This window comes from Phocaeicola plebeius (assembly GCF_003437535.1).
Lineage (GTDB): Bacteria > Bacteroidota > Bacteroidia > Bacteroidales > Bacteroidaceae > Phocaeicola > Phocaeicola plebeius_A.
Genome location: NZ_QSQT01000027.1, coordinates 1 through 24,619, shown reverse-complemented (window position 1 = coordinate 24,619; position 24,619 = coordinate 1). Strand labels below are relative to the sequence as shown.

Annotated in this window: 18 protein-coding genes; 15 read left to right on the top strand and 3 right to left on the bottom strand. The window is 45.5% G+C overall.

Translation table 11 applies throughout. The features are described from left to right. Positions 1-16: 16 nt before the first annotated feature. The 15 genes from DXD04_RS13000 (at position 17) to folE (ending at position 19,190) form a co-directional block, all read left to right on the top strand. Complete coding sequence (locus DXD04_RS13000; RefSeq protein WP_117673686.1) at positions 17-1,750, top strand: RagB/SusD family nutrient uptake outer membrane protein; 1,734 nt, start codon at positions 17-19, stop codon at positions 1,748-1,750. Positions 1,751-1,771: 21 nt separating this feature from the next. Continuing rightward, positions 1,772-3,178, top strand: a complete 1,407-nt coding sequence (locus DXD04_RS12995) for a DUF4960 domain-containing protein (RefSeq protein ID WP_117673685.1) — start codon at positions 1,772-1,774, stop codon at positions 3,176-3,178. An 18-nt stretch (positions 3,179-3,196) separates the two neighbouring features. Then, entirely contained in the window at positions 3,197-4,777 is a 1,581-nt protein-coding gene (locus DXD04_RS12990) for a glycoside hydrolase domain-containing protein (protein WP_117673684.1), read from the top strand. 33 nt (positions 4,778-4,810) lie between these two features. Next, positions 4,811-6,382 (top strand): fimbrillin family protein, encoded by a 1,572-nt coding sequence (locus DXD04_RS12985; protein ID WP_117673683.1) that lies wholly within the window; start codon positions 4,811-4,813, stop codon positions 6,380-6,382. A 54-nt stretch (positions 6,383-6,436) separates the two neighbouring features. Next, positions 6,437-8,206: a glycoside hydrolase family 32 protein gene (locus DXD04_RS12980; RefSeq protein ID WP_259299560.1), complete on the top strand. Its 1,770-nt coding sequence runs from the start codon at positions 6,437-6,439 to the stop codon at positions 8,204-8,206. 142 nt (positions 8,207-8,348) lie between these two features. Then, positions 8,349-9,512: an MFS transporter gene (locus DXD04_RS12975; RefSeq protein ID WP_117673681.1), complete on the top strand. Its 1,164-nt coding sequence runs from the start codon at positions 8,349-8,351 to the stop codon at positions 9,510-9,512. A 10-nt stretch (positions 9,513-9,522) separates the two neighbouring features. Then, a complete protein-coding gene (locus DXD04_RS12970) occupies positions 9,523-10,407 on the top strand; it encodes a carbohydrate kinase family protein (protein ID WP_117673680.1) in 885 nt (294 codons plus the stop codon). A 125-nt stretch (positions 10,408-10,532) separates the two neighbouring features. Then, on the top strand, positions 10,533-13,307 hold the full coding sequence (locus DXD04_RS12965; RefSeq protein WP_117673703.1) for a hybrid sensor histidine kinase/response regulator transcription factor: 2,775 nt from the start codon (positions 10,533-10,535) through the stop codon (positions 13,305-13,307). Positions 13,308-13,377: 70 nt separating this feature from the next. After that, complete coding sequence (locus DXD04_RS12960) at positions 13,378-14,046, top strand: DUF3256 family protein (protein WP_117673679.1); 669 nt, start codon at positions 13,378-13,380, stop codon at positions 14,044-14,046. A 282-nt stretch (positions 14,047-14,328) separates the two neighbouring features. Then, positions 14,329-15,237 (top strand): peptidoglycan DD-metalloendopeptidase family protein, encoded by a 909-nt coding sequence (locus tag DXD04_RS12955; RefSeq protein ID WP_117673678.1) that lies wholly within the window; start codon positions 14,329-14,331, stop codon positions 15,235-15,237. 144 nt (positions 15,238-15,381) lie between these two features. After that, entirely contained in the window at positions 15,382-15,924 is a 543-nt protein-coding gene (locus DXD04_RS12950) for a DUF1599 domain-containing protein (RefSeq protein WP_022052766.1), read from the top strand. After that, complete coding sequence (locus DXD04_RS16965; protein ID WP_259299558.1) at positions 15,914-17,230, top strand: BT_3928 family protein; 1,317 nt, start codon at positions 15,914-15,916, stop codon at positions 17,228-17,230. Before DXD04_RS12950 ends, DXD04_RS16965 begins: the two co-directional genes overlap by 11 nt. A gap of 24 nt (positions 17,231-17,254) precedes the next feature. Continuing rightward, positions 17,255-18,010 carry a triose-phosphate isomerase gene (gene tpiA, locus DXD04_RS16960; RefSeq protein WP_117747577.1) on the top strand — a complete coding sequence of 252 codons (756 nt, stop codon included), beginning with the start codon at positions 17,255-17,257 and terminating at the stop codon, positions 18,008-18,010. A 122-nt stretch (positions 18,011-18,132) separates the two neighbouring features. After that, positions 18,133-18,594 (top strand): SPOR domain-containing protein, encoded by a 462-nt coding sequence (locus tag DXD04_RS12940; protein ID WP_373104174.1) that lies wholly within the window; start codon positions 18,133-18,135, stop codon positions 18,592-18,594. A 2-nt stretch (positions 18,595-18,596) separates the two neighbouring features. Beyond that, positions 18,597-19,190: a GTP cyclohydrolase I FolE gene (gene folE / locus DXD04_RS12935; protein WP_117673701.1), complete on the top strand. Its 594-nt coding sequence runs from the start codon at positions 18,597-18,599 to the stop codon at positions 19,188-19,190. Positions 19,191-19,239: 49 nt separating this feature from the next. Here folE and dnaG read toward each other — a convergent pair whose 3' ends face one another. The 3 genes from dnaG to DXD04_RS12920 all read right to left on the bottom strand — a co-directional run bounded on the left by dnaG (position 19,240) and on the right by DXD04_RS12920 (position 24,211). Beyond that, positions 19,240-21,369 carry a DNA primase gene (gene dnaG / locus DXD04_RS12930; protein WP_117673677.1) on the bottom strand — a complete coding sequence of 710 codons (2,130 nt, stop codon included), beginning with the start codon at positions 21,367-21,369 and terminating at the stop codon, positions 19,240-19,242. A gap of 51 nt (positions 21,370-21,420) precedes the next feature. Further along, positions 21,421-22,815, bottom strand: coding sequence for a phosphatase PAP2 family protein (locus DXD04_RS12925; protein WP_259299557.1), 1,395 nt, complete (start codon positions 22,813-22,815; stop codon positions 21,421-21,423). Positions 22,816-23,209: 394 nt separating this feature from the next. Further along, on the bottom strand, positions 23,210-24,211 hold the full coding sequence (locus DXD04_RS12920; RefSeq protein WP_117673675.1) for a malate dehydrogenase: 1,002 nt from the start codon (positions 24,209-24,211) through the stop codon (positions 23,210-23,212). Between the last annotated feature and the right edge of the window lie 408 nt (positions 24,212-24,619).

Sequence of the window (24,619 nt, the reverse complement as noted above, 5' to 3'; positions counted from 1 at the left end):
TATAGATTTGAAGATTATGAAAAAACTATTATATACTACAGTTTTAGGACTTGCTTTGGCTTGTACGGGATGTTCCGATTTCCTGGAAGACCAGGTGCCACAGGGAACAATAGACAATGAACAGCTACAGAATCCGGAATATGTGGACAATCTGGTAATTTCTGCCTATGCTGTATGGATTTCAGCGGAAGACATTAACTCTTCTTTCTCCATGTGGAATTTCGACGTGCGTTCGGACGATGCTTATAAAGGAGGAAACGGAACAGAAGATGGTGATGTGTTTCACAAACTGGAAATCTCTCAAGGTATTATGACCACGGACTGGAACATCAGTGATATGTGGCAGCGTTTGTATAATTGCATTTCACGTGTAAATGCAGCCTTGCAACTGTTGAACCAATTGGATGAAAGTACATATCCGCTAAAACAGCAGCGTATTGCCGAGATGCGTTTCCTGCGCGGTCACGGACATTTCTTGTTGAAACAGCTGTATAAGAACATTGTATTTGCGAACGATGAAAATCTTTCTCCTGAAGAATACAATAACCTGTCGAATACGGCTTATACGAATGATGAAGGATGGCAGCTGATTGCGGATGATTTCCAGTTCGCATACGACAATTTGCCTGATACGCAAGCAGACAAAGGACGTCCCACAAAAGCAGCAGCGGCGGCTTATCTGGCAAAGACCTATCTGTATAAAGCCTACCGTCAGGATAACCCGGAGAGCAATGAAGTGACAGGTATCAATGCAGACGATTTGAAGAAAGTAGTTCAGTATACGGAAAAGGGCATCATGTCGGCAGGGGGGTACGCTTTGGAACCGGACTTCCATAATAATTTTCGTCCGGAGCCTCAATATGAAAACGGTCCGGAGTCTTTATGGGCAATGCAGTATTCCATGAATGATGGTACGACCAATGGTAACTGTAACTGGTCGTATGGTCTGATTGTCCCGAACATACCGGGTGTCACCGACGGAGGATGTGACTTCTATAAGCCGAGCCAGAATCTGGTGAACGCTTTCCGTACCGACGCAAATGGCCATCCTTATCTGGATACCTTCAATGACAAGGATTATGACAAAGCGGAAGATACAGCCGACCCTCGTCTGTTCCTGACTGTAGGTATGCCCGGATTCCCGTATGAATTCAATACAAACTATATGATGGATAATTCATCCACATGGAGCAGAAGCAACGGCTTGTACGGATATTATGTGACTCTGAAACATAATGTAGACCCAGACGGTGACTATCTGATAAAAGGAGCCTGGTGGGGAAGCCCGATGAACCATATTGTACTTCGTTATGCGGACGTGTTGCTGATGCGGGCAGAAGCTTTAATTCAGTTGAATGACGGACGTATTGCTGAGGCGGTAAGTCTTATCAATGAAGTCCGTAACAGGGCAAAGCAGAGTACGGCAATGATTTCTGATTATCCTGCCAGGTATAATGTAAACTTCAATGTGCAGCCATACAATGGTACTTATTCACAGGAAGAAGCTTTGAAGATGCTGAAATTTGAGCGTCGTGTGGAACTGGCGATGGAAAGCGACCGTTTCTTTGATTTGGTTCGTTGGGGTGAAGCATCTGAGGTGCTGAATAAATATTATGCGGGTGAAGCAGATAATTGTACAATTTATTCGAATGCTTCGTTTACAAAGAACAAGAATGAATACCTGCCTATTCCGTTTGCACAAATCAGTGCCAGCAACGGGCATTATACACAGAATTGTGGAGGTTGGTAAAATTTTAAAAAGACAATAACAATGAAACAGATAATAAGACAATTTACGGTTCTTTTCCTTGTGATGGCTGTGGTAATCACAACGGGTGGATGCAGTGACGATAATAAATCGAGTCTACAGTTAGATAAAGATGTATGGCTGACGGTCTTTGAACTGGACAGTTATCCGGGGGTAATTGATAATACAACATGTACGGTTGTGGTAGGAGTTCCCGAATCATATAATACTGATGAGATGAAAGTGACGGCTATCGAGACTTCCGAAAGTGCAGTTGCTTCAATGAGAGCAGGTGATGTGGCTAACTTTTCTTTTCCTCAAACGGTGCGCGTGACCAGTGGAAATACTTTCCTGGACTATACGGTAACAGTGAAGCACGATGAGGCAAGAATCACTTCGTTCGAGTTGAACGGCAGTTATAAGGGAATTATCAACGAAGGAAATCATACGATTCTGGTCTATGTGCCGACAACGGTGAAGGTGACGGATTTAATTCCTGCGATTGAAGTATCCGAAGGGGCTGAAGTTTCTCCACTTTCTGGACAGGCTGTCGATTTTACAAATCCTGTAGAGTTTACGGTAACTTGCCAGAGTGCGAAAACAGTTTATACAGTGACTGTGATTCAGTCGGATTCTCCGAGTGCGGTTTATGTAGGCTTGGCTGCTACAATTGATGAATTGAATCCAGAAGAGAAGGAAGCAGCTAACTGGATGTTGCAGAATGTGCCGAATGCCCGTTATGTTTCATTTGAAGAAGTACGTACTAATGCGGTGGATTTGGATGAATGCAAGGTGATGTGGTGGCACTTCCACGTTGACGAAACGATAGACAATGTGGATAATTTTAGGAATCGTGCTGCTGATGCGATTTCTGCTTCTACGAGTATGAAAGAGTTTTATCAGAATGGCGGCAGTCTGCTGCTTACCCGTTATGCTACGTTCTATCCGGCAGTGCTGGGCGTAACCGATGAAAGTGTGTTCCCTAACAATTGTTGGTTGGGAAGAGCTGAAAGCAATCCGGAGATAACAACGGGTGCATGGAGCTTTGTGAAACAGACCGGACATGAGAATCATCCGATTTATGCAAACTTGGTTTCCGGGGCAGAAGCAAATAGGGTTTACACTTGTGATACAGGCTATGGCATAACCAATACAACGGCACAGTGGATTACTAAAGAAAAAGAAGACTGGAGCACTTATATAGACTATAACGATTGGAGAACAAAGACCGGTGCGATTGATCTGGCTTATGGCGATCCGAACACAGTTGTCATTTGGGAATTTGAACCCAAAGATAATAAAGGAAGAATCTTGTGTATCGGGTCGGGCTGTTATGATTGGTATACAACAACAGATGCTTCCAATGACCAGTATCACGGCAATGTGGCAACGATGACTCTTAATGCAATCAATTATCTGAAAGGTGAATAATTATAAACAATGTAAAGTATGAAAACAATGATATATTCTTTAGCTTTAACCGCTTTGTTGTTGCCGTTGGGCAGCTGCAGCGATGACGACAGTCCGGTTCTGACACAGAAAGACTGGGACGGTACGGCAACTTATTTTGCATCGACCGATGAAATGACTTTCGCTACATATTATAAGCCGTACGTGGGATATGTGGGCGACCCGATGCCGTTCTATGATCCGGTGGCACAGGATTTCAAGGTGTTATATCTTCAGGATTTTCGTCCGAATCCAGAAACTTACCATCCCATCTGGGGAGTAAGCACTAAAGATGCCGCTTCATATACTTCTATGGGAGAAGTGATTCCTACCGGAACAGCGGCTGAGCCTGATGCGGCAATCGGTACGGGAAGCACAATTTATAATGAGTCGGAAAAGATGTATTATACATTCTATACCGGACATACGGCAAGTCAGGAGGTGGTCATGGTGGCTACTTCCTCCGACTTCAAGCAATGGACGAAGGACCGGAGCTTTTATCTGCAAGGCGCGGATTATGGTTATAGCGTAAGGGACTTCCGTGATCCGTTTGTGTTCAAGGGTGACGATGGCCAGTTCCACATGCTGGTGTCTACCATGCAGGGCACAAAAGGCGTGTTGGTGGAATTTGTTTCTCCGAATCTGAAATCATGGGAGCATAAAGGTGTGTTCATGACCATGATGTGGGATCGTTTCTATGAGTGTCCCGATGTGTTCAAGATGGGCGACTGGTGGTATCTGGTTTATTCCGAGAAACATGCGGCAATCCGTAAGGTGCAGTATTTCAAGGGACGGACTTTGGATGAACTGAAAGCGACTACTGCGAATGATGCAGGCATTTGGCCGGACAATCACGAAGGCTTCTTGGACTCGCGCGGCTTCTATGCCGGAAAGACAGCTTCGGACGGTACGAACCGTTATATCTGGGGGTGGTGTCCGACCCGTTCAGGAAACGACAATACAGAGGTCGGTGCCTCACCTAACGAACCGGAATGGGCAGGAAATCTGGTGGCTCATAAGATAATCCAACACGAGGACGGTACGCTTACTTTAGGTGCGGTGGAAGGAATCGACAAGAAGTATGTATCGGAGCAGGAAGTAAAGATAATGGCGCAAAGCGAATCGGGTGTGACAGCCAACAACGGTGTCTATACGATGACGGGCGATTCATACCTGTTGTTCAACAGGTTGCAGGTACACAATAAAATTTCGTTTACGGTCAAGACGTCTTCTGCTACTGACAAGTTCGGCTTTTCGCTGGTTCGCGGAACGGATTCCAAGAAGTATTATTCGGTGATTGTCAATCCGGAATCAGATGTAAAGCGGAAACTCAACTTTGAAGAAGAAGGAGAGGAAGGAAAAGGCTTTATTGACGGCATTGATGGTTACATATTCGATACGCCGGCGGATAACATCTATCATATAACGGTTTATACGGATAATTCAATCTGTGTGGTTTATATAAATGACAATGTGGCCTATACCAATCGTATCTACGGTATGCAAAAAAACTGTTGGTCAGTCAATAATTATGGTGGTTCGATTGAGGTGAGCGACATTAAGGTAAGCGTTCAGGAATGAAAATAAACATTAACTTTAAAAATAAAAGGAAGTATGAAAACTATGAAACACTCTATGGTTGCAGCATTGGCACTGGCATTGGTGGCATGCGGTGACGAAAATGAATTGGCAAGTGATGTACAGGCACTGGACAGCCCGGAGGAAGTCAGCTTTTCAGCCGGCATTCTGAGCCGTGCGTCAGGAAGCAGTTGGGATGCAGAAGACAAGGTTGGCATCTCGGCAACGGGTGGCGGCACGTCTTACTCCAACGTGCAGTATCAGGTGGCTGAGGCGGGTGCTTCGGTTGCTTTCAATCCGGTGGCTGAGGCCATCTGCTATACAGCTGATGCTCCTATGTCGTTTACTGCTTATTATCCTTATGCCGAAACGCTGGACAATGGCTTTATCTATAAGAATACAACGGAGACGCAGGAGGGCGTTGACTTCTTATGGTCAAGCGTGAACAACCGTCCTTATTCGGAAGCTCCGGTGGTAAGCTTCACTTTCCGCCATCAGATGGCATTGTTGGAAGTGCAGGTCACTTCTGATGAAGATTTGTCCGGACAGAATGTGGTGATTGGTGGATTGAAGCATGACGGTGGTTTCAATACGGTCATAGGTGAAGCGAAGCCCAAAGCCGAAGCTCAAGCACAGGACTGGACAGTCGGGACTGCCGTCTCTGGTACGGAATTTGAGTTCTCCGGCTTTATCTATCCGCAGGATGCCAACGAACTGGCGGTAAAGATAGGTGAGCAGGAAGCGAAACTGTCATTAGGACAGAATATGTTTCAGGCAGGATATAAATACACTGTGACCGCCACGATAGATGACGGAAAAATCAGTGCGCAGATTACGATAAACGGCAATACCATTGAAGGTTGGAAGGATGCCGCCGGGAAAATCGCTTTTATTGGTGATGCGGAAACTTCGGATGCCCTCAATGACGAAGAAAAAGCGGCCTATACTTGGCTGACATCCAATTATACGAATGTGACAGTTGATTATATTCCGGTTACAAAGGCGAATGCGGATTTGAGTGATTACTTGATGGTGTGGGCGCATTGGAATGAGATTGTAGTGAACGATGCTGCATATAATATAGATGAGGCTGTCAAGTCATACTATGCGGCTGGTGGGAATATCCTTGCTTCACGTGAAGCGGTGACCAAACTGATTGCATGGGGTGTTATACCTAGCGGAAGAGGAATTACGGAATTTGCCAGAGATGCAGTGACAGAGACGTTAGGCTATGCTCCAGGAATTGAAATTGTAGCCACGGAGCATCCTATGTTTGATGGGTTTGCAGGAACTCATGTAAACTTGCGTCCGAATGGTTTCTATTCTGAGAAAAAGATGCTTTTCTGGAAGTTTGGAGAGGATGCAAACGATGAAACAGGTAAAAAAGAATGGACTGGGGCAACCGGTGCAACCGTCCTCGCTCAGAATGGTAGTGAAAAAAACACCGTCACCATGGCCGAGTTCACAAACACAGCCGAAGGCAATGTGATTGCAATCGGTGACCCCGCTTTTGAATGGAACAAGGCAAGCGAAGAGGCTGAAACAACTGAAATCCAGAACCTTTACAAGCTTGCGAAGAATACGATTGATTATTTGATGCAGGAATAAAAGGTGAAAGCGATGAAACATTACAATTTGTCTGCTGCCAGAAAAACGTTGTGCATGGGAATCTTTCTGTGTACCGGCCTCATGGCCGGTGCGCAGGGAAACCTGCAGATTCGTCATCTGGCCAACGAGCAGAACATCCTCACATTGAAGGAGGAGAAGAAGTATTTGCTTCTCCCCGTACAGGACAATGCACCGGAAGGTAAGATTTACATTGTAGTCAATAACCTTCACACGGGTAGTGGAATTAATGTCCGTCTGGCGCGCGAGAAAGTGGATTATTATGTGCCGCTCGATTTGTCGGCATATAAAGGAAAAGAGTTTTCAATAGATGTACAGAATATGCCTGAAGGCTCGCTTTGCTGGAAGAAGATGAAACTGTCGGACACGTTCGATATGACGAACCGTGAGAAGTTCCGTCCGGTGTATCACCATACTCCGGCCTACGGTTGGATGAACGACCCGAACGGTATGTTCTACAAGGACGGCGTATGGCATCTGTACTTCCAACACAATCCATACGGCTCTACGTGGGGGAACATGACGTGGGGACACTCCACGAGTACCGACCTTGTGAACTGGAAGTTCGAAGGAACGCCTGTTGTGCCCGATGCATGGGGCTCCATATTCAGCGGCTCGGCGGTGATAGACGAGAATAATACGGCAGGATTCGGCAAAGGAGCAGTGGTGGCTTTCTACACTTCTGCCAAGCCGACACCCTGGGGTGATTGTCAGACGCAGAGCATGGCATACAGCACGGACAACGGAATGACCTTTACCAAATACGAGAACAATCCGGTAGTTACTTCCACAAAGCGTGACTTCCGCGACCCGAAAGTGTTCTGGTATGCACCCGGCAAGCATTGGGTGATGATTCTGGCCGGCGGTCAGGAGATGGATATTTATTCTTCGAAGAACCTGAAAGAGTGGAAGTATGAGAGCAGTTTCGGAGCGAAGCAAGGAGCGCACGGTGGAGTGTGGGAATGTCCTGACTTGGTGGAACTTCCTGTGGAAGGCACGAAGGAAAAGCGTTGGGTGCTTATCTGCAACATCAATCCGGGCGGGCCGTTCGGAGGGAATGCCGCACAGTACTTTGTAGGTACATTCAATGGCAAAAAGTTCGTGAATGAATCGCCCACACAGACCAAATGGATGGACTGGGGGAAAGACCACTACGCGACAGTTACTTTCAGCAATGCGCCTGACGGACGCTGCGTGGCTCTGGGATGGATGAGCAACTGGCAGTATCAGAATGTGCTTCCGACCATGCAGTTCCGTGGGGCGAATACGATTGCCCGTGACCTTACTCTTTATCGGCAAGATGGTGAACTGTGGTTGCGTTGTGCTCCTTCTGTCGAAATAGAACAGGCTAGAAAGGAAAAGGTCGATATAAAGCCGTTTAAAGTGAAGGATGCTTATGAGATAGCCAGTCTGTTGAAGGACAACGACGGAGCCTACGAAATAGAGATGACGATAAAGAACTCCGGTGCATCGAAAATCATGTTTGCCTTGTTGAATGAAAAAGATGAAAAAGTGAACATGTATTACGACATCATGCGCAAGCAGTTCGTGATGGACCGTAGTGAGAGTGGAAAAGTGGACTTCAGTGTGGACTTCCCTGCCGTGACGGTGGCTCCGGTGTTTGAAACTGACGACATTACCCTGCGTCTCTTTGTCGACCGTTCCAGCATTGAGGCTTTCGGTGAGAACGGCAAGTTTGTGATGACCAATCAGGTTTTTCCGTCCGAGCCATACAACAGGATGTCGTTTGTTTCTGACCGTGGCAATTTTACGGTGAAATCAATGACGGTCTATCGGATTAATTAAGAATGAAGAATTAATAATGAAAAATTAAGAATGAAGAATGATGAAAAATGAACAAAGAAGAATGAATAGAGGGGAGCGAAATGCTCCAGACCGTTATTAATTCTTCATTCTTAATTCAATAATTAACTATTAACTGAACAAAATGACTACTGAAAATAAAATGAAATATGCCAAGCTGGTTCCCGTAATGCTGTGCTTCTTTGCGATGGGTTTTGTTGACCTGGTGGGAATCGCTTCAAATTATGTGAAGGCGGATTTGGGATTAAGCGATTCGCAGGCCAATATCTTTCCTTCGCTGGTGTTCTTCTGGTTTTTGATTTTTTCTGTGCCTACGGGCATATTGATGAATCGTATCGGCCGAAAGAAGACGGTGCTGCTCAGTCTTGTGGTGACATTTGCTTCGCTTCTCATCCCGATGTTTGGCGACAGTTATGGAGTGATGCTTTGTTCGTTCTCTCTGCTTGGCATTGGAAACGCGTTGATGCAGACTTCGCTCAATCCGTTGTTGAGTAACATCATTCCGGGCGACCGTCTGGCCAGTACGCTGACTTTCGGTCAGTTTGTGAAGGCCATTGCTTCGTTCCTTGCTCCTTATATTGCGATGTGGGGGGCGGTGCAGAGCATTCCTACCTTCGGATTGGGCTGGCGTGTGCTGTTCCCCATTTATATGGTCATTGCGGTGTTTGCTATCTTTTTCCTTTCGGCTACGCCTATCGAAGAAGAGGAAGCGGACAGTGCATCGGGTTTTAAAGCCTGTTTAAAGTTGCTTGGAAAGCCGTTTATATTGCTTTCATTTCTCGGCATCATGTGTCATGTGGGAATTGATGTGGGTACGAACACTACCGCCCCGAAAATTCTGATGGAACGGGTGGGCATGAGTCTGACGGAAGCCGGATTCGCTACGAGCCTTTATTTCATTTTCCGTACGTTGGGATGTTTCTCCGGAGCTTTCATCTTGCGTGCCGTGTCTGCCCGGTTGTTTTTCCTGGTCAGCGTGTGCTGTATGTTGTTGGCTATGGCTGGGCTGTTTGCGTTCCATTCGCTTGCTGTTATATATATATGTATTGCTTTAATCGGATTCGGAAATTCGAATGTGTTTTCTATCGTGTTTTCGCAGGCCCTGCTCGCTCAGCCCGACAAGAAGAACGAAGTGTCCGGCCTGATGATTATGGGATTGTTTGGAGGTACGATATTCCCGTTGCTGATGGGATTCGCCAGCGATGCGGTAGGCCAGGACGGCGCGGTTGCCGTGATGACGGTCGGCGTGATTTATCTTTTGTTTTATACTTTGAAAATCAAACATTAACTTTATTGTCATGAATAACACTATTGTAGTTGGAATGGGTGAAGCGCTTTGGGATGTGCTTCCGGAAGGCAAGAAACTGGGCGGGGCTCCGGCTAATTTCGCTTATCATGTATCTCAGTTTGGTCTGGACAGCCGTGTGGTCAGTGCCGTGGGCGATGACAAACTGGGAGTTGAGATATTAGACAATTTCCGTGAAAAGCAACTGAACTGTATGATTGAGATTGTACCCTATCCTACTGGTACGGTGCAGGTGGAGCTGGATGCGGAAGGAATTCCTTGTTATGATATAAAGGAAGGTGTGGCGTGGGATAACATTCCTTATACCCCGGCACTGGAAGGGCTGGCCAGGCAGACCACAGCCGTTTGTTTTGGTTCACTGGCTCAGCGGAGCGTGGTTTCCAGAGAAACCATCAATCAATTCCTCGATGCCATGCCGAAGGAAGGCACGTTGAAAGTCTTTGACATTAACCTTCGTCAGGGATTTTATACCAAGGAAGTGCTCTGCAATTCTTTCCATAAATGTAATGTGCTGAAAATAAATGATGAAGAACTTGTCACTGTGAGCCGTATGTTCGGCTATCCGGGTATTGACCTGCAGGACAAGTGCTGGATTCTGCTGGCAAAATATAATTTGAAGATGTTGATTCTGACCTGTGGCGTGAACGGAAGTTATGTCTTTACTCCGGGTAATGTGTCATTCGTAGAGACTCCGAAAGTGAATGTAGCCGATACGGTGGGGGCGGGTGACTCTTTTACAGCTACTTTCGTGGCTTCTATTTTGAAGGGGAAGACGGTGCGTGAGGCACATGAACTGGCTGTGGAGGCTTCGGCGTTTGTATGCACCCAGAATGGAGCCATGCCGGAATTTCCGATGTGTTTGAAGGAAAAGATTTAGGGTTTACAGTTTATCTTGTGAAAAATCTCCGGAGGTATGTTTCTGTACTTCCGGAGATTTTATCTTCATCAGAATTTCCAGGTAACTACTATTTTCATACATTTGCAGAAATGGATATAAAGAATATGAAACGTTTAGTCTGTGCTTGGATAGGAGGCTTCTGCCTGCTGTTTTTGTCAGTGGCTTGTTCCCGAAAGGAAGCGGATTATACCATCGCCGTGTCACAATGCAGCGAAGATGACTGGCGTGCCCAGATGAATAAAGAAATTCTTCGGGAAGCCCTGTTCTATCCGGGAGTGAATATCGAGGTGTATCAGGCTCACGATGACAATGTCCGTCAGATTCAGGATATTGAGTCTTTGATTAAGAAAAAGGTTGACTTGCTGATTGTGGCCCCTAATGAGGCAGAGGCCATTACGCCGGTCATCGAGAAAGTGTACGACGCGGGCATTCCTGTCATTTTGGTTGACCGGAAAATCAACTCTGAAAAATATACGGCATACGTGGGAGCCGACAATTATGAGATTGGCCGTAGGGCAGGTGAATACATCGCAGACCGCCTGAAAGGGAAAGGGCGGGTGATAGAAATTGCCGGACTGAAAGGTTCTACTCCGGCGGTAGAGCGTCATCGGGGCATGGTGGAGGCTTTGAAAGCAGCTCCGGATGTGCAGGTAATAGCCTCTGTAGAAGCCGGATGGTTCCAGCAGAAGGCTGGGGAGGTGATGGATTCTTTGCTGGATGTGTATCCGCAAGTCGACCTGGTCTTTGCACAGAACGACCGGATGGCCATCGGGGCATACGAAAAGGCTCGCCAGAAGAAGCGTGCCGGACAGATAGCTTTTGTCGGGGTAGATGCGGTAACCGACGGGGTGGAAAGTGTGGCAGGAGGCAGGCTGGATGCTACTTTTATTTATCCTACAGGAGGAGATAAGGTAATGCAGGTAGCCATGGCTATATTACGGGGAGAGCCGTATCAAAGAGAGAATATCTTATCTACGGCACTGGTGAACCGTGCCAATGCCCGTGTGATGCAGATGCAGATGAAGCACATTCTGACACTTGACCAGAAGATTGAGTTGTTGAACCGGCAACTGGATGATTATTTCCTTCGCTATTCTGCACAGAAAATGTTTCTGTACGCTTGTGTCGTGATACTGGTTTTAGCAGGCTTTTTGTTTTTCTTTCTGGTGCGTGCATTCTGGGTGAAGAACCGGCTGAATACGGAACTTTCCAGCCAGAAACAGCAGCTGGAGCAGCAGCGCGACCAGTTGCAGGCGCAGCGTGACCAGCTGATTGTCTTGTCACGCCAGTTGGAGGAGGCCACACACGCCAAACTGGCTTTCTTTACCAGCGTGTCGCATGATTTCCGTACACCGTTGACACTGATTGCAGACCCTATCAACCAGTTGCTTGAGGAAAAGCATTTAGGTGAGAGGGAGCGGAATATGTTGGAGATTGTGCGGAAAAACGTCGCAGTCTTATTGAGATTGATTACTCAGATTCTGGATTTCCAGAAATATGAACATGGCAAACTGGCTTTGCGGCTTTCTGAATTTAATGCGCTGGAATGTATAAAGGATTGGACAGAGGCATTCCATACTTTGGCGTTCCGGAAACATATTCAGTTTGAAGTGAAGGCGGAAGGAGATGTGGCGCAGTATGTGATGGTGGCCGATGCGGAAAAGATAGAGCGCATTACCTACAACTTATTGTCCAATGCCTTTAAATTTACTCTGGAAAAAGGGGAGATAAAGGTGGTGCTTTCACGGATAGAGCAAAACAATCAGGCTTGCATCTGTATGGAGGTCAGAGATACGGGTATAGGCATGTCGGAAGAACATATACATCATGTATTTGAGCACTTCTATCAGATAGATGTGCAGCATACGGGCTCCGGACTGGGACTGGCTCTGGTGGAAGCTTTTGTGAATTTGCATCGGGGTACGGTGCAGGTGGAAAGTGGAAAAGGGAAGGGGACATGTTTCCGGGTGATACTTCCCATGAAACAGGAAGGTGAAGTAAAGGGGCTGACAGAGAAGAATGAAGCCTTGGAAATCTTACAGGAGGGAGCCGTACTGGATGCCGGACAAGAAACCTTGCATCAATGGACAGAAAATACGGGTGTGGAAGAATCTGCCGACAAGGAGATGGTGCTGGTCATTGATGACAATCAGGATGTGCGTGATTATGTGAAAATGCTGTTGCAAGATAAATATGTCGTGGTTGAGGCGGTCAACGGGCTGGAGGGTGTGAAGCAAGCCATGAAGTATGTGCCAGACGTGGTGGTGTGCGATGTCATGATGCCTGTCATGGACGGTATCGCATGCTGCAAGCGGTTGAAGAGTGAATTGCAGACCTCGCATATCCCTGTGCTGATGCTTACGGCATACGCCATGGATGAGCAGCGGATTCAGGGCTATGATTCGGGAGCAGATGCATATCTTACCAAACCTTTCAATGCGAAACTCTTGATGACACGTATCCGCAATTTGATAGACAACCGGAAACGGTTGAAATCGTTGGCAGAAGATGTGACGGGAGGCGGCAAACAGTCGTTGGGTGAAGTGGATAAGGGATTTGTGGAAAAACTGAAGACATTGATAGACGAGAAGATGGGCGACTCCGAATTGAGCGTGGAAGATTTGGGAGCCGAGCTGGGATTGGGGCGTGTGCAGCTGTATCGTAAAACAAAGTCTCTGACCGGATATGCTCCGAATGAATTGTTACGCATTGCCCGGTTGAAAAAGGCCGCCTCTTTGCTGGCATCCTCTGAAAAGACGGTGGCCGAAATCACCTACGAAGTGGGATTCAGTTCTCCGTCTTACTTCACCCGGTGTTATAAAGACTATTTTGGAGAAAGCCCCAGTGAATTCCTGAAAAGGCGGGATGGGAAAAATTGAGAAGGGAGAGAGATTTTTTCTTACTAACAGAAATAGTTGTATATTTGGGCACTTTTTTGAATAGCTGGTTATGAAACGTATTTTGATATTGATATTCGTGTTGTATGTATGTGGTGCTGCAGGGCGTGCGCAGGATTTGAAAACGCTTTTTGTGGCATTGCCAGATTCCTTGTCACCGCTTTTGACGGAGGTAAACCGGGCCGACTTCGGTGATTTTCTGGAAAGTGGGATGAAGGCAGAGGTGAAGAACCGTTTTGGGAATATGTCGGAAATGACTAAACTGACTTCAGATTATTTGTTCCTGAAAACGACTTCGGCCAGCACCTTGGAACTGAAGCTGCTTCCGCTGAATGACTCCGTGAAAGTGATTTGTGCCGTTTCAACCTATTCGGCTCCGGCTGCTGACAGTCAGATTACTTTTTATGATACGAACTGGCATGAATTGCCGCTTTCCGATTTTTTACAGCTTCCGCAAGAAGATGAATTTTATTTGACTCCGGCTTCGACAGCCCAGGCTGACTCCTTGAAGAACCTTCGTGCCTATGCCGACATGTACTTGTGGAAGGCTGAATTGTCGTCTGACAAACCGGTGCTCAAGTTCACTTATACTACGCCCGACTATCTGGACAAGGAAACCGCAAAAGATTTAAAGCCTTATTTGAAATCGCAACCCGTTTGTCTGGAGTGGAAAGAGGGAAAATTTGTGGCTCGGGAAGATTGGAATCCTTCGTTAAAGTGATTTTGTTTAATTCTTTGTATTGCTGAATGTTATGTTGTAAAACATTTATTCTATGTTTTGCGTATAAAAATACATGAAAAATCGTTAATCCCTCAGCCGGATATACCGAATTTTTTTTATCTTTGGAACGCTATTTGTAAAGCAGTCAAGCATATCTGCATGAAATGAAGGCAGAAGTGCACTCTGAAAGTGATTTGTTTTAAACCAGTAATGGTATTCTGAATAAGGGTCGGGCTGGAAAAAGGCCATCCGACGGATACTAGCTGAAAAATATAAGGTATAATGATTTTAAAGTGTATTAGAACAGTAGCAATGGCGGCTCTGGCCATGGTCAGTATCAATGTTTCAGGACAAGATCTTCTGGCTCGTCAGGCGCCGATTGACAGAAAATTAAAAGCAGTGGATTCATTAGCCCTGATTCGCCAGATTAAGGCAGAACAGGCAGTATATCCCGCTTACAGTCTTTATCCAAACTGGAACAATGATCGCGTTCATGCTTACGGTGGTAATGTACAGGTTCCAGATAGTTTCCGAATCGATCTGACAGGCTTCTGCATGCCGACAACTCATACAAAAATTACTTCTAAATGTGGTCCGCGCTGGCGGCGTATGCACAACGGATTGGACATTAAGGTCTATATCGGCGATACCATCCGTGCTGCTTTCGACGGGCGTGTGCGCATGGTGAAATATGAACGTAGAGGTTATGGCAAATATGTAGTAATTCGTCATGACAATGGTTTGGAAACCATTTACGGACACTTGTCTAAGCAGATTGTAGCTGAAGATGAATATGTAAAGGCGGGTGACCCGATTGGTTTGGGAGGAAATACCGGACGTTCTACCGGTTCTCACCTTCATTTTGAAACTCGTTTCTTAGGTGAGGTGATAAATCCAGAATTTATGTTTGATTTCCCGAACCAGGATATCGTTTCAGACAGCTATTTGTTTGTGCGTGGTGCCAACCGTTATGCATATCAGCGTACTCGTGCATTGGCTGCTGTAAAATCAGGAAAATCCGGTGCGGCAGAGGCGGAAAAATCAGCTATCCGCTATCATAAAATCCGTAAGGGTGATACATTGGGACGTATCTCTCGTTTGTATCACGTATCCATCGACCGCTTGTGTCAGATTAATGGTATAAAACGTACTACAACGTTGCGTATCGGACAAGTCTTGAGATGTTCTTAATCTGGGAAACAAATTTATTGAAATAAAAGGAAATGCCATTTCATACAGTTCTGTCAGGACTGTATGAAATGGCATTTTTATTTCCATTATTTTTGTGTGCTCTCTGAAAAAACAGTAACTTTGCCACATATTCGAGCATAAAAGATGGAAGAAACCAAGAAACAATTTGAGCATGTAATTGCAGTATGCCGTGATTTGTTTGCTAAAAAGTTGCATGATTACGGAGCTGCCTGGCGCATCATGCGTCCGTCTTCCGTGACAGACCAGATTTATATTAAGGCAAACCGTATTCGCAGTATCGAAGTGAAGGGCGTGTCCTTGATAGATGAAGGCATTCGTCCGGAGTTTATTGCAATTGTCAATTATGGTATTATCGGGCTTATTCAGCTGGAACTGGGCTATGCTGAGAAGGAAGATATAACTGAAGAGCGTGCGCTGGAATTATATGATACCTATGCCGACAAGGCGCTGAAACTGATGCTGGCGAAGAATCATGACTATGATGAGGCTTGGCGTAGCATGCGCATCACTTCCTATACAGATTTGATTTTGATGAAGATTTATCGGACCAAGCAAATCGAATCTTTGAAAGGAGACACCTTGGTTTCAGAAGGTGTAGACGCCAATTATATGGATATGATTAATTATGCCGTTTTCGGATTGATTAAGCTGGAATTTGGAGAATAAGTTTCTACATAAAGCAACTGTGATCTGGAGTAACGTCTGCCGTTTTTTACTGGCTGTCGTTTTTTTGTTCTCCGGATTTGTTAAGGCCAATGACCCTTTGGGCACGGTCTATAAGGTACAGGATTACCTGGAAGCATGGGGGCTGCAGAGCCTGAGCGCAGGATATGTGCCTTATCTGGCAGCTATGCTCTGTGCCTTGTTTGAGTTTATTCTTGGCATTTATCTGTTCTTCGGTATTCGTCGGAGGGTAGCTCCTTTGCTGGCTTTGTTGATGATGGCGTTTATGACACCGTTGACATTGTGGCTGGCCATAGCCAATCCGATTTCCGATTGTGGATGTTTTGGTGATGCGGTTGTGCTGACCAACTGGGAGACTTTCTTCAAGAACATCGTGTTGCTTATTGCGGCTATTTCCGTGTTTAAGTGGCGTCGGCATATCTTTAATCTGGTCACCACGAAGGTGGACTGGCTGATTTCGCTTTACAGTATTCTGTTCATCATCTTCTTCATGTTGTTCTGCCTGCGCTACCTGCCTGTGTTCGATTTTCGTCCTTATCATGTAGGAGCAGACATCATAAAAGGCATGACAATTCCTGAAGGTGAGAAGCCTACCGAGTATGAAACGATTTTTATTTATTCGAAAGACGGTAAAGAACAGGAATTTACGATTGATAATTTCCCGACAGATTCCACGTGGACCTTTGTCGATTCGAAGACGCGGGTGAAGGAGAAGGGCTATGAACCTCCTATTCACGACTTCTCGATTACTTCACTGGAAACGGGAGAGGATTTGACCGATGACATACTTCATAGCGACCAGTACACGTTTTTACTGGTGGCACCATGGTTGAAGCAGGCAGACGATAGTGGTATGGATTTGATCAATGAAGTGTATGATTACAGCGTGGAACACGGGTATCGTTTCCTTTGTCTGACAGCTTCTTCGGAGCAGGATATCATAGACTGGCAGGAAAATACAGGAGCGGAATATCCGTTTGCGTTGATGGATGAGATTACGCTGAAAACGATGATTCGTTCCAATCCGGGATTGATGCTGCTGAAAAAAGGAGTCGTGCTGCGTAAATGGAGTGTTTCCAATCTGCCAGATGAATACCAGTTGAATGCACCGCTGGAGAAACTTCCATTCAGTACATGGAATCCGAAAACCAATGTGCATAAGGTGGTAGAAGTGACCGGCTGGTTCCTGGGGCCTTTGCTGCTGCTGACCGTGATCGACCTGATATGGTTGCGCATAAAAAGCCGCAAAAAGAAAAAAGAGGAAGAGAATAAAAAAGAAACATTATAACTAACCCTTTAAAATTTAAACAAAATGAGAAAAAACATTGTAGCAGGTAACTGGAAAATGAACAAGAACCTGCAGGAAGGTATTGCATTGGCAAAAGAATTGAACGAAGCATTGACAGCAGACAAACCAAACTGCGATGTAATCATCTGTACTCCTTTCATTCACTTGGCTTCTGTAACTCCTCTGGTGGACAGCTCTATCATTGGTGTAGGTGCTGAAAACTGCGCTGACAAAGTCTCTGGTGCTTATACAGGTGAAGTTTCTGCAGAAATGGTTGCATCTACAGGTGCTCAGTATGTAATCTTGGGTCACTCTGAACGTCGTGCTTACTATCACGAAACAGTTGAAATCCTGGAAGAAAAAGTTAAACTGGCTTTGGCTAACAACTTGAAACCTATCTTCTGTATCGGTGAAGTATTGGAAGAACGTGAAGCTAACAAACAGAATGAAGTAGTAGAAGCTCAGCTGGCTTCTGTATTCTCTTTGTCTGCTGAAGATTTCGGTAAAGTAATCTTGGCTTACGAACCGGTTTGGGCTATCGGTACAGGTAAGACTGCTACTCCGGAACAGGCTCAGGAAATCCACGCTCACATCCGTTCTTTGGTTGCTGCTAAATACGGTCAGGAAGTAGCTGAAAATACTTCTATCCTGTACGGTGGAAGCTGCAAGCCTTCTAACGCAAAAGAATTGTTCGCTAATCCTGATGTAGACGGTGGTCTGATTGGTGGTGCTGCTTTGAAAGTTGCAGACTTCAAGGGTATCATCGACGCTTTTAAATAATTCTTTTTTGAATTAGTCAGGAGCGACTTATGAGCACAGAGATGATGTGAGGACGTAGCACCGTCGTATGGTCTCTGTGCTCAATTGACTTTTGTTTTCTATGTCTATCTAAAAATCCGCTTATGCTGAAATATCTTTTATTTGTAGTTTCTGTTTTGTGTGTCGGCGGGGCTTATGCCCAGCAGAACATTATCGAAAGCCTGCAGACCCGTCGGGCGGGAGAAGGTGTAGTGACTATCCACCAGGATGCACAGATTACCTCTTTGATAGGGAAACGTTATGTGCGTTCTACCAGTTCGGAGCCGGTAAAGACATTAAAAGCTCGTGGATTTCGCGTACAGGTATACGCTGGGAATAATTCCCGTCAGGCGCGTAGTGAAGCGAATAGGGTAGCAACGAAAGTGAAAGAAGAATTTCCGGAACTTCCGGTTTATACTTATTTTCAGCCTCCTCGCTGGCTGTGCCGGGTAGGAGACTTTAAAAGTATTGAAGAAGCACATGTAACCATGCGTAAATTGAAAGCTACAGGAGTTTTTAAGGAAGTGTCTATTGTGCGTGAACAGATTAATATACCTATAGAATAATGATGACAGATACAAATTCGATAAACTGGCCGCAAGAGAAGGTTGAGAAACTGGTCGGGCATTACAAGGAAATCCTTTCTTTGCTGGGTGAAGATCCTGAAAGAGAAGGACTGTTGAAAACCCCTGAGCGTGTAGCAAAAGCCATGCTGACGCTGACTCGCGGATATGAAATGGATCCGAGAGAAGTGCTGAATGCCGCAAAATTCAAGGAACCTTACAGCCAGATGGTGATTGTGAAGGACATTGATTTCTTTTCCATGTGCGAGCATCACATGCTGCCGTTCTACGGAAAGGCCCATGTGGCATATATTCCTAACGGATACATTACGGGGCTGAGTAAGATTGCTCGTGTGGTAGATATTTTTTCTCACCGTTTGCAGGTGCAGGAACGCATGACGCTTCAAATAAAGGAGTGTATCCAAGAAACACTGAATCCATTAGGCGTAATGGTGGTAGTAGACGCCAAACACATGTGTATGCAGATGAGAGGCGTGGAAAAGCAGAATTCTGTAACGACTACCTCTGACTTTACAGGCGCATTCAATCAGGCCAAGACGCGCGAAGAGTTCATGAACCTGATTCGTGCAAAATATTAATATGAAAGAGACTATTTCCCCTTTTATCGTAAGTGGAGAGGGGAAATAGCTAACGTAAAATGACGCGGTCGCCTGCTTTTTGTGCCATTGGAATCTGAATTTTTTGCAACTCTTTGTAATGTTGCATGATTTCCTGACATTTCTCCGGATTGTTATAGATGTCCGGATTGGCTAAAGCCTGCAGGGTATGCTTCATTTCTTCTTCTACAATCGATAGCTTGAAATCAATTAACAACCTGGGAACTAACTCATAAAGTCTTTCTTCATCGGTGATGATTGCCTGTCCTTTGGAGTGGTACTTGCTTAGCTGATAGCGGTCGCTGGCCAGTTCTGCGGCCTGTTTACTGATTTCCGGATCAGGATGAGTCAGGAAATAGCGCTCAGACACAAAGCCTTCGTCATGCAGATGATTCTCTGCTTCTTTTAGGATGCGGCGGTCTAAAGGATAGTGAAACTGTAGTTCATCCTCCTTCAAGCTGGAAGAAATACATTCTATGACAGTGAGCGGTTGCTCTTCTCCGTTTTCATCCTCAAAATAACACATCACTTTCTCCCCATAGCGGACAATCATTTGCAGGAGGAGCTGTTCCTTCTTGTAGAACAGTTTCTGTTCGTTCCCTTCCAATGGGATATACGAAAGGTAATTGTCCGTAGGAACAGGAGTGCTTGCGGGTTGTCCGGCTGGCTGTTCAGCAGTTGGAGGTATATACTCTGCTGCTGTTTCCAGAGGAGCAGGAGGAAGCTGAGTCTCATCCGGTATAGGAATCTCTGTCGGCTGTGCCTCCGGGTAAGTAGTCGGAGGAGCAGGTTGAGCATCCTGGGTGGCCTGTCGTTGCTTCCGTTGGATTTCCTTGTATTTATTTTCCTGTGCCTGCTCTATCAGTTTGTTTACCGCTTCTATCAGGATTTTCTCTTCCATTTGCAGAAGCTGGCTGCACTCGCGTGTATATACGGAGCGGACAATCGAGTCAGGTATCACAGAGATACTTTTTACGATACTGGAAATCAGGCTGGCACGTTTGATCGGGTCTTTTCCTGCTTCTTCCATCAGCAGGTTCGTCTTGAAACGGATGAAGTCCACTTCGTGCTCATTGATGTAGGTCTGATAGTCGGTGGCATTATGCTTGCGGGCAAAGCTGTCGGGGTCGTCTCCATCGGGGAGCAGACATACCTTGATGTTCATGCCTTCTTCCAGCAGCATGTCAATACCGCGTATGCTGGCCTTGATTCCGGCTCCGTCACCGTCATACAATACCGTGATGTTATTGGTAAAGCGATGAATCAGTCGTATCTGGTCGGAGGTCAATGCCGTACCCGAAGAAGCCACCACGTTTTCAATTCCACTCTGGTGCATGGAAATGACATCGGTATAGCCTTCAACCAAGAAGCAGCGGTCCTGGCGTACAATGGCCTGCTTGGCAAAATAAATGCCATAGAGTTCCCGGCTTTTGTGATATATCTCCGATTCCGGAGAATTGACATACTTCATCTGCACGTTCTTGGTGGCAGCGCTCAATACACGTCCGCCAAAAGCTACTACTTTTCCCGATAAGGTATGTACGGGGAAAATGACACGCCCCCAGAAACGGTCGCGAAGTGAACCGTCGTCCTTTCTATAGCACAAGCCGGTTTTTACCAGAAACTCTTCTTGATAGCCTTTCTGTTTGGCTGTACGTGCCAGTGCATCGTGACTGTCTGTGCTGTATCCTAACTGGAACTTTTTGATAATGTCATCACGGAATCCTCGGCTGCGTAAGTAGGTCATACCGATACGCTGTCCGTCGATGTGATTATAAAGTATGTCTTGAAAATATTCGGATGCAAACTGATTGACTACAAACAAGCTTTCACGCAGACTATGTGCTTGTTTTTCTTCGTCGGTGAGTTCCCGTTCCTTTACTTCGATGTGATATTTGTTAGCCAGCCACTTCAGTGCCTCGTAGTAAGAAAGCTGTTCGTGCTCCATGATGAAGTGCACCACATTCCCTCCCTTACCGCAACTGAAACATTTGCATAATCCTTTGCTGGGAGATACACTGAAAGAAGGGGTCTTTTCATTGTGGAACGGGCATAGTCCGATGTAGTTCACTCCCCGGCGGCGGAGTGTGACAAACTCGGATACCACATCTACTATTTGTGCAGCATCCAGTATTCGGTCTATGGTAGCTTGGTCAATCATTTCGAAGGGCGAAAATAATAAAAATAAGTAGAATGTGCAACGGCTTTCGTGTTAGAACATGAACGCGATGGAAGCTCCGAAAGTAAAATTATGCATAGGCGTTCTTTTACTATACGAACGGACTTCCCGGTTACCGTCTTCGTCTGCCCAGGAGTTCTTCAGGTCGTATGTCAGTCGGGGGGAGGCAAAGTCATAGTCGCAATAGAGACGCAGGGCCGCATTTTCTTTGTAGCGGTAGGCGAGAGAAAGTCCGGTTCCTAATTTGAAAGTAGAACTTTTACGAATGTGAAGAAATTCCTCATCAATGAAAGTACTCTGTAGCATTTCCTGAATGCTGAGACCTTCCTGCTGGATATAGTAATCTACGTCGGCTTTATAGAATTGGTCGTAAGCTTCCTGGCTCACTTTCTGGCGGTCGAAAATGGCTGGATTAATCCGTGAAATAGAGTTTAAGGTAAAGTTTGCATTAGTGCGTCGTCCGGCTAACAGTTTGCTTCCTATCAGGAAGCGATTGCTGAGCGGATAAGAAAAGTAAAGCCCTAAATCGATGTCGCACATGCCTAAATGGTCAGATTCCAGTCCGTCCAGCAGGTACATGTTGACAGGGGCTCCTTCCTTCAGGTCATTGTCCAGGTCAAAATGCTTTTTGTTCTCTTCGGGAATGTCGGCGATAACAGGTACGGTAGCTACTCTCAGGCGCCCTCCCAAACCGATGTACGCATTGAAAAAGTAGGCTCCTTCTGCGCTGACGACGGTCGATGTGCCCGTACGCAGGCGCATACCCAAAGGAGTTCCTTCTTCTGTGTCATATAGTTCGGCAGTACGCAGGGTAGAAGGTCCTGTGGCAAATCCCATGTTGAGGCTCAGGAATGAAGGTGTATCGTAGCGGTTGAAGTGGGTTGTTAACTGGCTGCTGGTGGTATTCTTACGAAAAATCAGATCGGAAAAGAAATAGCCTAAGTCCGTTGAAATCATGCCAATCCCAGCTCCTACCAGCACATCGCCAATCCAGTGACGGTTGTTCAGCTGGCGTGTGATACCGGTTATTCCCGCTAAGGTATATCCTCCGATGCTGTACCACGGGCTGAGCATGCCGTATTCTTTATGCAGGATTGTGGCGCACATAAAAGCGGTGGCTGTATGTCCGGAAGGAAATGAATTGTTTGATGAATTGTCCGGACGCATTTCTTTGGTCGTATATTTCAAGGTGTTGACAAAGCCGGCCATCAAGGCTGCTGAGAAAACATTGCTGACTGTGAGTTCCTTCCATGAACTGCGGCTTTCTACTCCAGCTAATTTCATGCCCCATGTAGTAACTAACGGGACATATTGTGTATAATTGTCATATTCGTGGTGAAAGGTCGGCTGGAAGCGATTGCGCAGTGTACGGAAATCCTGGTTTTGTTTTTTGACGATTAATCCGGAAACGATAAAAGGAATTCCCATGTACGAAAAATTTTGCTGGAAAAGTTCCTTTGTTTTCTTTTGTTTCGCAGGAAGAGCCGATGAGGTGAGAGAAGACGTAGAGTCTTGCATCAAAAAATAACTGCTCGCGGGAGTATGTGCACACAGCGAGTGACAGGTCAGTGCTGAAATAAAGAAAAATAATAAAGTGCATATTCTCATTGCTGCCCGTAGTTTTAGAAATACATGGTAAAGAGAGCGGCAAAGGTAGTGCTTTTAAGAGAGCGACTGAAAGTTTTCAGATGTACATTAGGAAAGTATAAATACGTAAAAATGAGATGTTTATAATTTTATATGATGTACAACGACATTGGGGAAGGGCATAAAAAAAGGAGACCGATGATTCAGTCTCCTTTTATATTAATGGAAAATCCGATTATTTAATGTTCGGGTTCAGCTTGTTCCATTCAGCTACTGGAGGAAGAACGCCCATAGCGATTACTTCGTCACGCAGTGCGCACAAGTGTTCGTAGCTCTTATCCAAAGCAGCTTGTTCTTCTGCAGTACCGTTCAAAGCAGCGCAGTGGCAACCGTCAGCAGTGATAGAAGTTTCCCAAGCCATCATGATGTGGTCGTACTTTTCGTTAGAAACGTAAGTACCAGCCGGCCAGCGGAATGCTTTACCACCCATAGCAGCACCAATCATTTCGATAGAAACGTATGACGGGCTCTGGAATGAAGAACGGCCACGCAAGTTGATGATGTTAGCACCACCCTTAGTTACTTTCTGCTGGATTTCAGCCCACTGTTCTTTTGTCAAAGCGTCAGTACCGATGATGTCTGTCAAAGCTTTACCGTTTACTTTAGCAGTAGAAGCAAATACAGCCATCTGTTCGCCGTGACCACCGTAAGTACGGCAGTTTTCAACTGCGTCCATAGAAACGCCGAAGTGTTTAGCCAATTCGCTGCGCAGACGAGTAGAGTCAAGAGCAGCCAAAGTAGTTACCTGACCCGGTTTCAAACCAGAGTACAACAGTGTAATCAAACCTGTGATGTCAGCAGGGTTGAAGATAACTACGATGTGTTTTACATCCGGACAGTACTGTTTTACGTTCTTACCGAATTCTTCTGCGATAGCTGCGTTACCTTTCAACAGGTCTTCACGAGTCATACCAGCTTTACGAGCAGCACCACCTGAGTTTACGATATATTTAGCACCAGTCAGCGCTTCTTTGATATCTGAAGTGAAAGTGATGTTCACACCTTCGAAACCGCAGTGGAACAATTCTTCAGCAACACCTTCCAAACCTGGAGCGTACGGGTCGTACAAGCAGATGTTAGGAGTTAAGCCCATCATGATAGCAGTCTGAGCCATGTTAGAACCGATCATACCGGCAGCACCAACAATGGTAAGTTTTTCGTTTGTTACAAATTCCATAATTCTTATGTATTTAAGTTATGTATAAAAGTGTATAGTCAGTCTTTGTTTTTTCTTCAATGCAAAGATAGGAAAGTTATCAGTGAAAAACGAATCTTTACACTGGTAAATATAGGATGAAAAAAGATGATTTTCGGCAATTACGGAAAAATTTCACTATTTTTAGATGTCATATCCCAATTTTGCAAAGAGTAGGTTACATTTCTTTGTTTGCATTTTGTCACTTTAAATTCTTTTCCCTATCACCTTATTTATATAGGATATAAAGACACCCTTTTTTCTCTCTTCAGCAAGTTTTTTTTCCTTCCTTGGAAAACGTACTTGCGTTCAATTCAAAACGCACTTGCGTTTAAGATCAAACTGTAGTGTACTAAATAAGTTGACACAATTTATTTAGTAACATGCGTA

Coding starts and splice junctions, on each gene's coding strand:
- DXD04_RS13000 (WP_117673686.1), top strand. CDS start 17: ATGAAAAAACTATTATATACTACAGTTTTAGGACTTGCTTTGGCTTGT.
- DXD04_RS12995 (WP_117673685.1), top strand. CDS start 1,772: ATGAAACAGATAATAAGACAATTTACGGTTCTTTTCCTTGTGATGGCT.
- DXD04_RS12990 (WP_117673684.1), top strand. CDS start 3,197: ATGAAAACAATGATATATTCTTTAGCTTTAACCGCTTTGTTGTTGCCG.
- DXD04_RS12985 (WP_117673683.1), top strand. CDS start 4,811: ATGAAAACTATGAAACACTCTATGGTTGCAGCATTGGCACTGGCATTG.
- DXD04_RS12980 (WP_259299560.1), top strand. CDS start 6,437: ATGGGAATCTTTCTGTGTACCGGCCTCATGGCCGGTGCGCAGGGAAAC.
- DXD04_RS12975 (WP_117673681.1), top strand. CDS start 8,349: ATGACTACTGAAAATAAAATGAAATATGCCAAGCTGGTTCCCGTAATG.
- DXD04_RS12970 (WP_117673680.1), top strand. CDS start 9,523: ATGAATAACACTATTGTAGTTGGAATGGGTGAAGCGCTTTGGGATGTG.
- DXD04_RS12965 (WP_117673703.1), top strand. CDS start 10,533: ATGAAACGTTTAGTCTGTGCTTGGATAGGAGGCTTCTGCCTGCTGTTT.
- DXD04_RS12960 (WP_117673679.1), top strand. CDS start 13,378: ATGAAACGTATTTTGATATTGATATTCGTGTTGTATGTATGTGGTGCT.
- DXD04_RS12955 (WP_117673678.1), top strand. CDS start 14,329: ATGATTTTAAAGTGTATTAGAACAGTAGCAATGGCGGCTCTGGCCATG.
- DXD04_RS12950 (WP_022052766.1), top strand. CDS start 15,382: ATGGAAGAAACCAAGAAACAATTTGAGCATGTAATTGCAGTATGCCGT.
- tpiA (WP_117747577.1), top strand. CDS start 17,255: ATGAGAAAAAACATTGTAGCAGGTAACTGGAAAATGAACAAGAACCTG.
- DXD04_RS12940 (WP_373104174.1), top strand. CDS start 18,133: ATGCTGAAATATCTTTTATTTGTAGTTTCTGTTTTGTGTGTCGGCGGG.
- folE (WP_117673701.1), top strand. CDS start 18,597: ATGACAGATACAAATTCGATAAACTGGCCGCAAGAGAAGGTTGAGAAA.
- dnaG (WP_117673677.1), bottom strand. CDS start 21,369: ATGATTGACCAAGCTACCATAGACCGAATACTGGATGCTGCACAAATA.
- DXD04_RS12925 (WP_259299557.1), bottom strand. CDS start 22,815: ATGGGAATTCCTTTTATCGTTTCCGGATTAATCGTCAAAAAACAAAAC.
- DXD04_RS12920 (WP_117673675.1), bottom strand. CDS start 24,211: ATGGAATTTGTAACAAACGAAAAACTTACCATTGTTGGTGCTGCCGGT.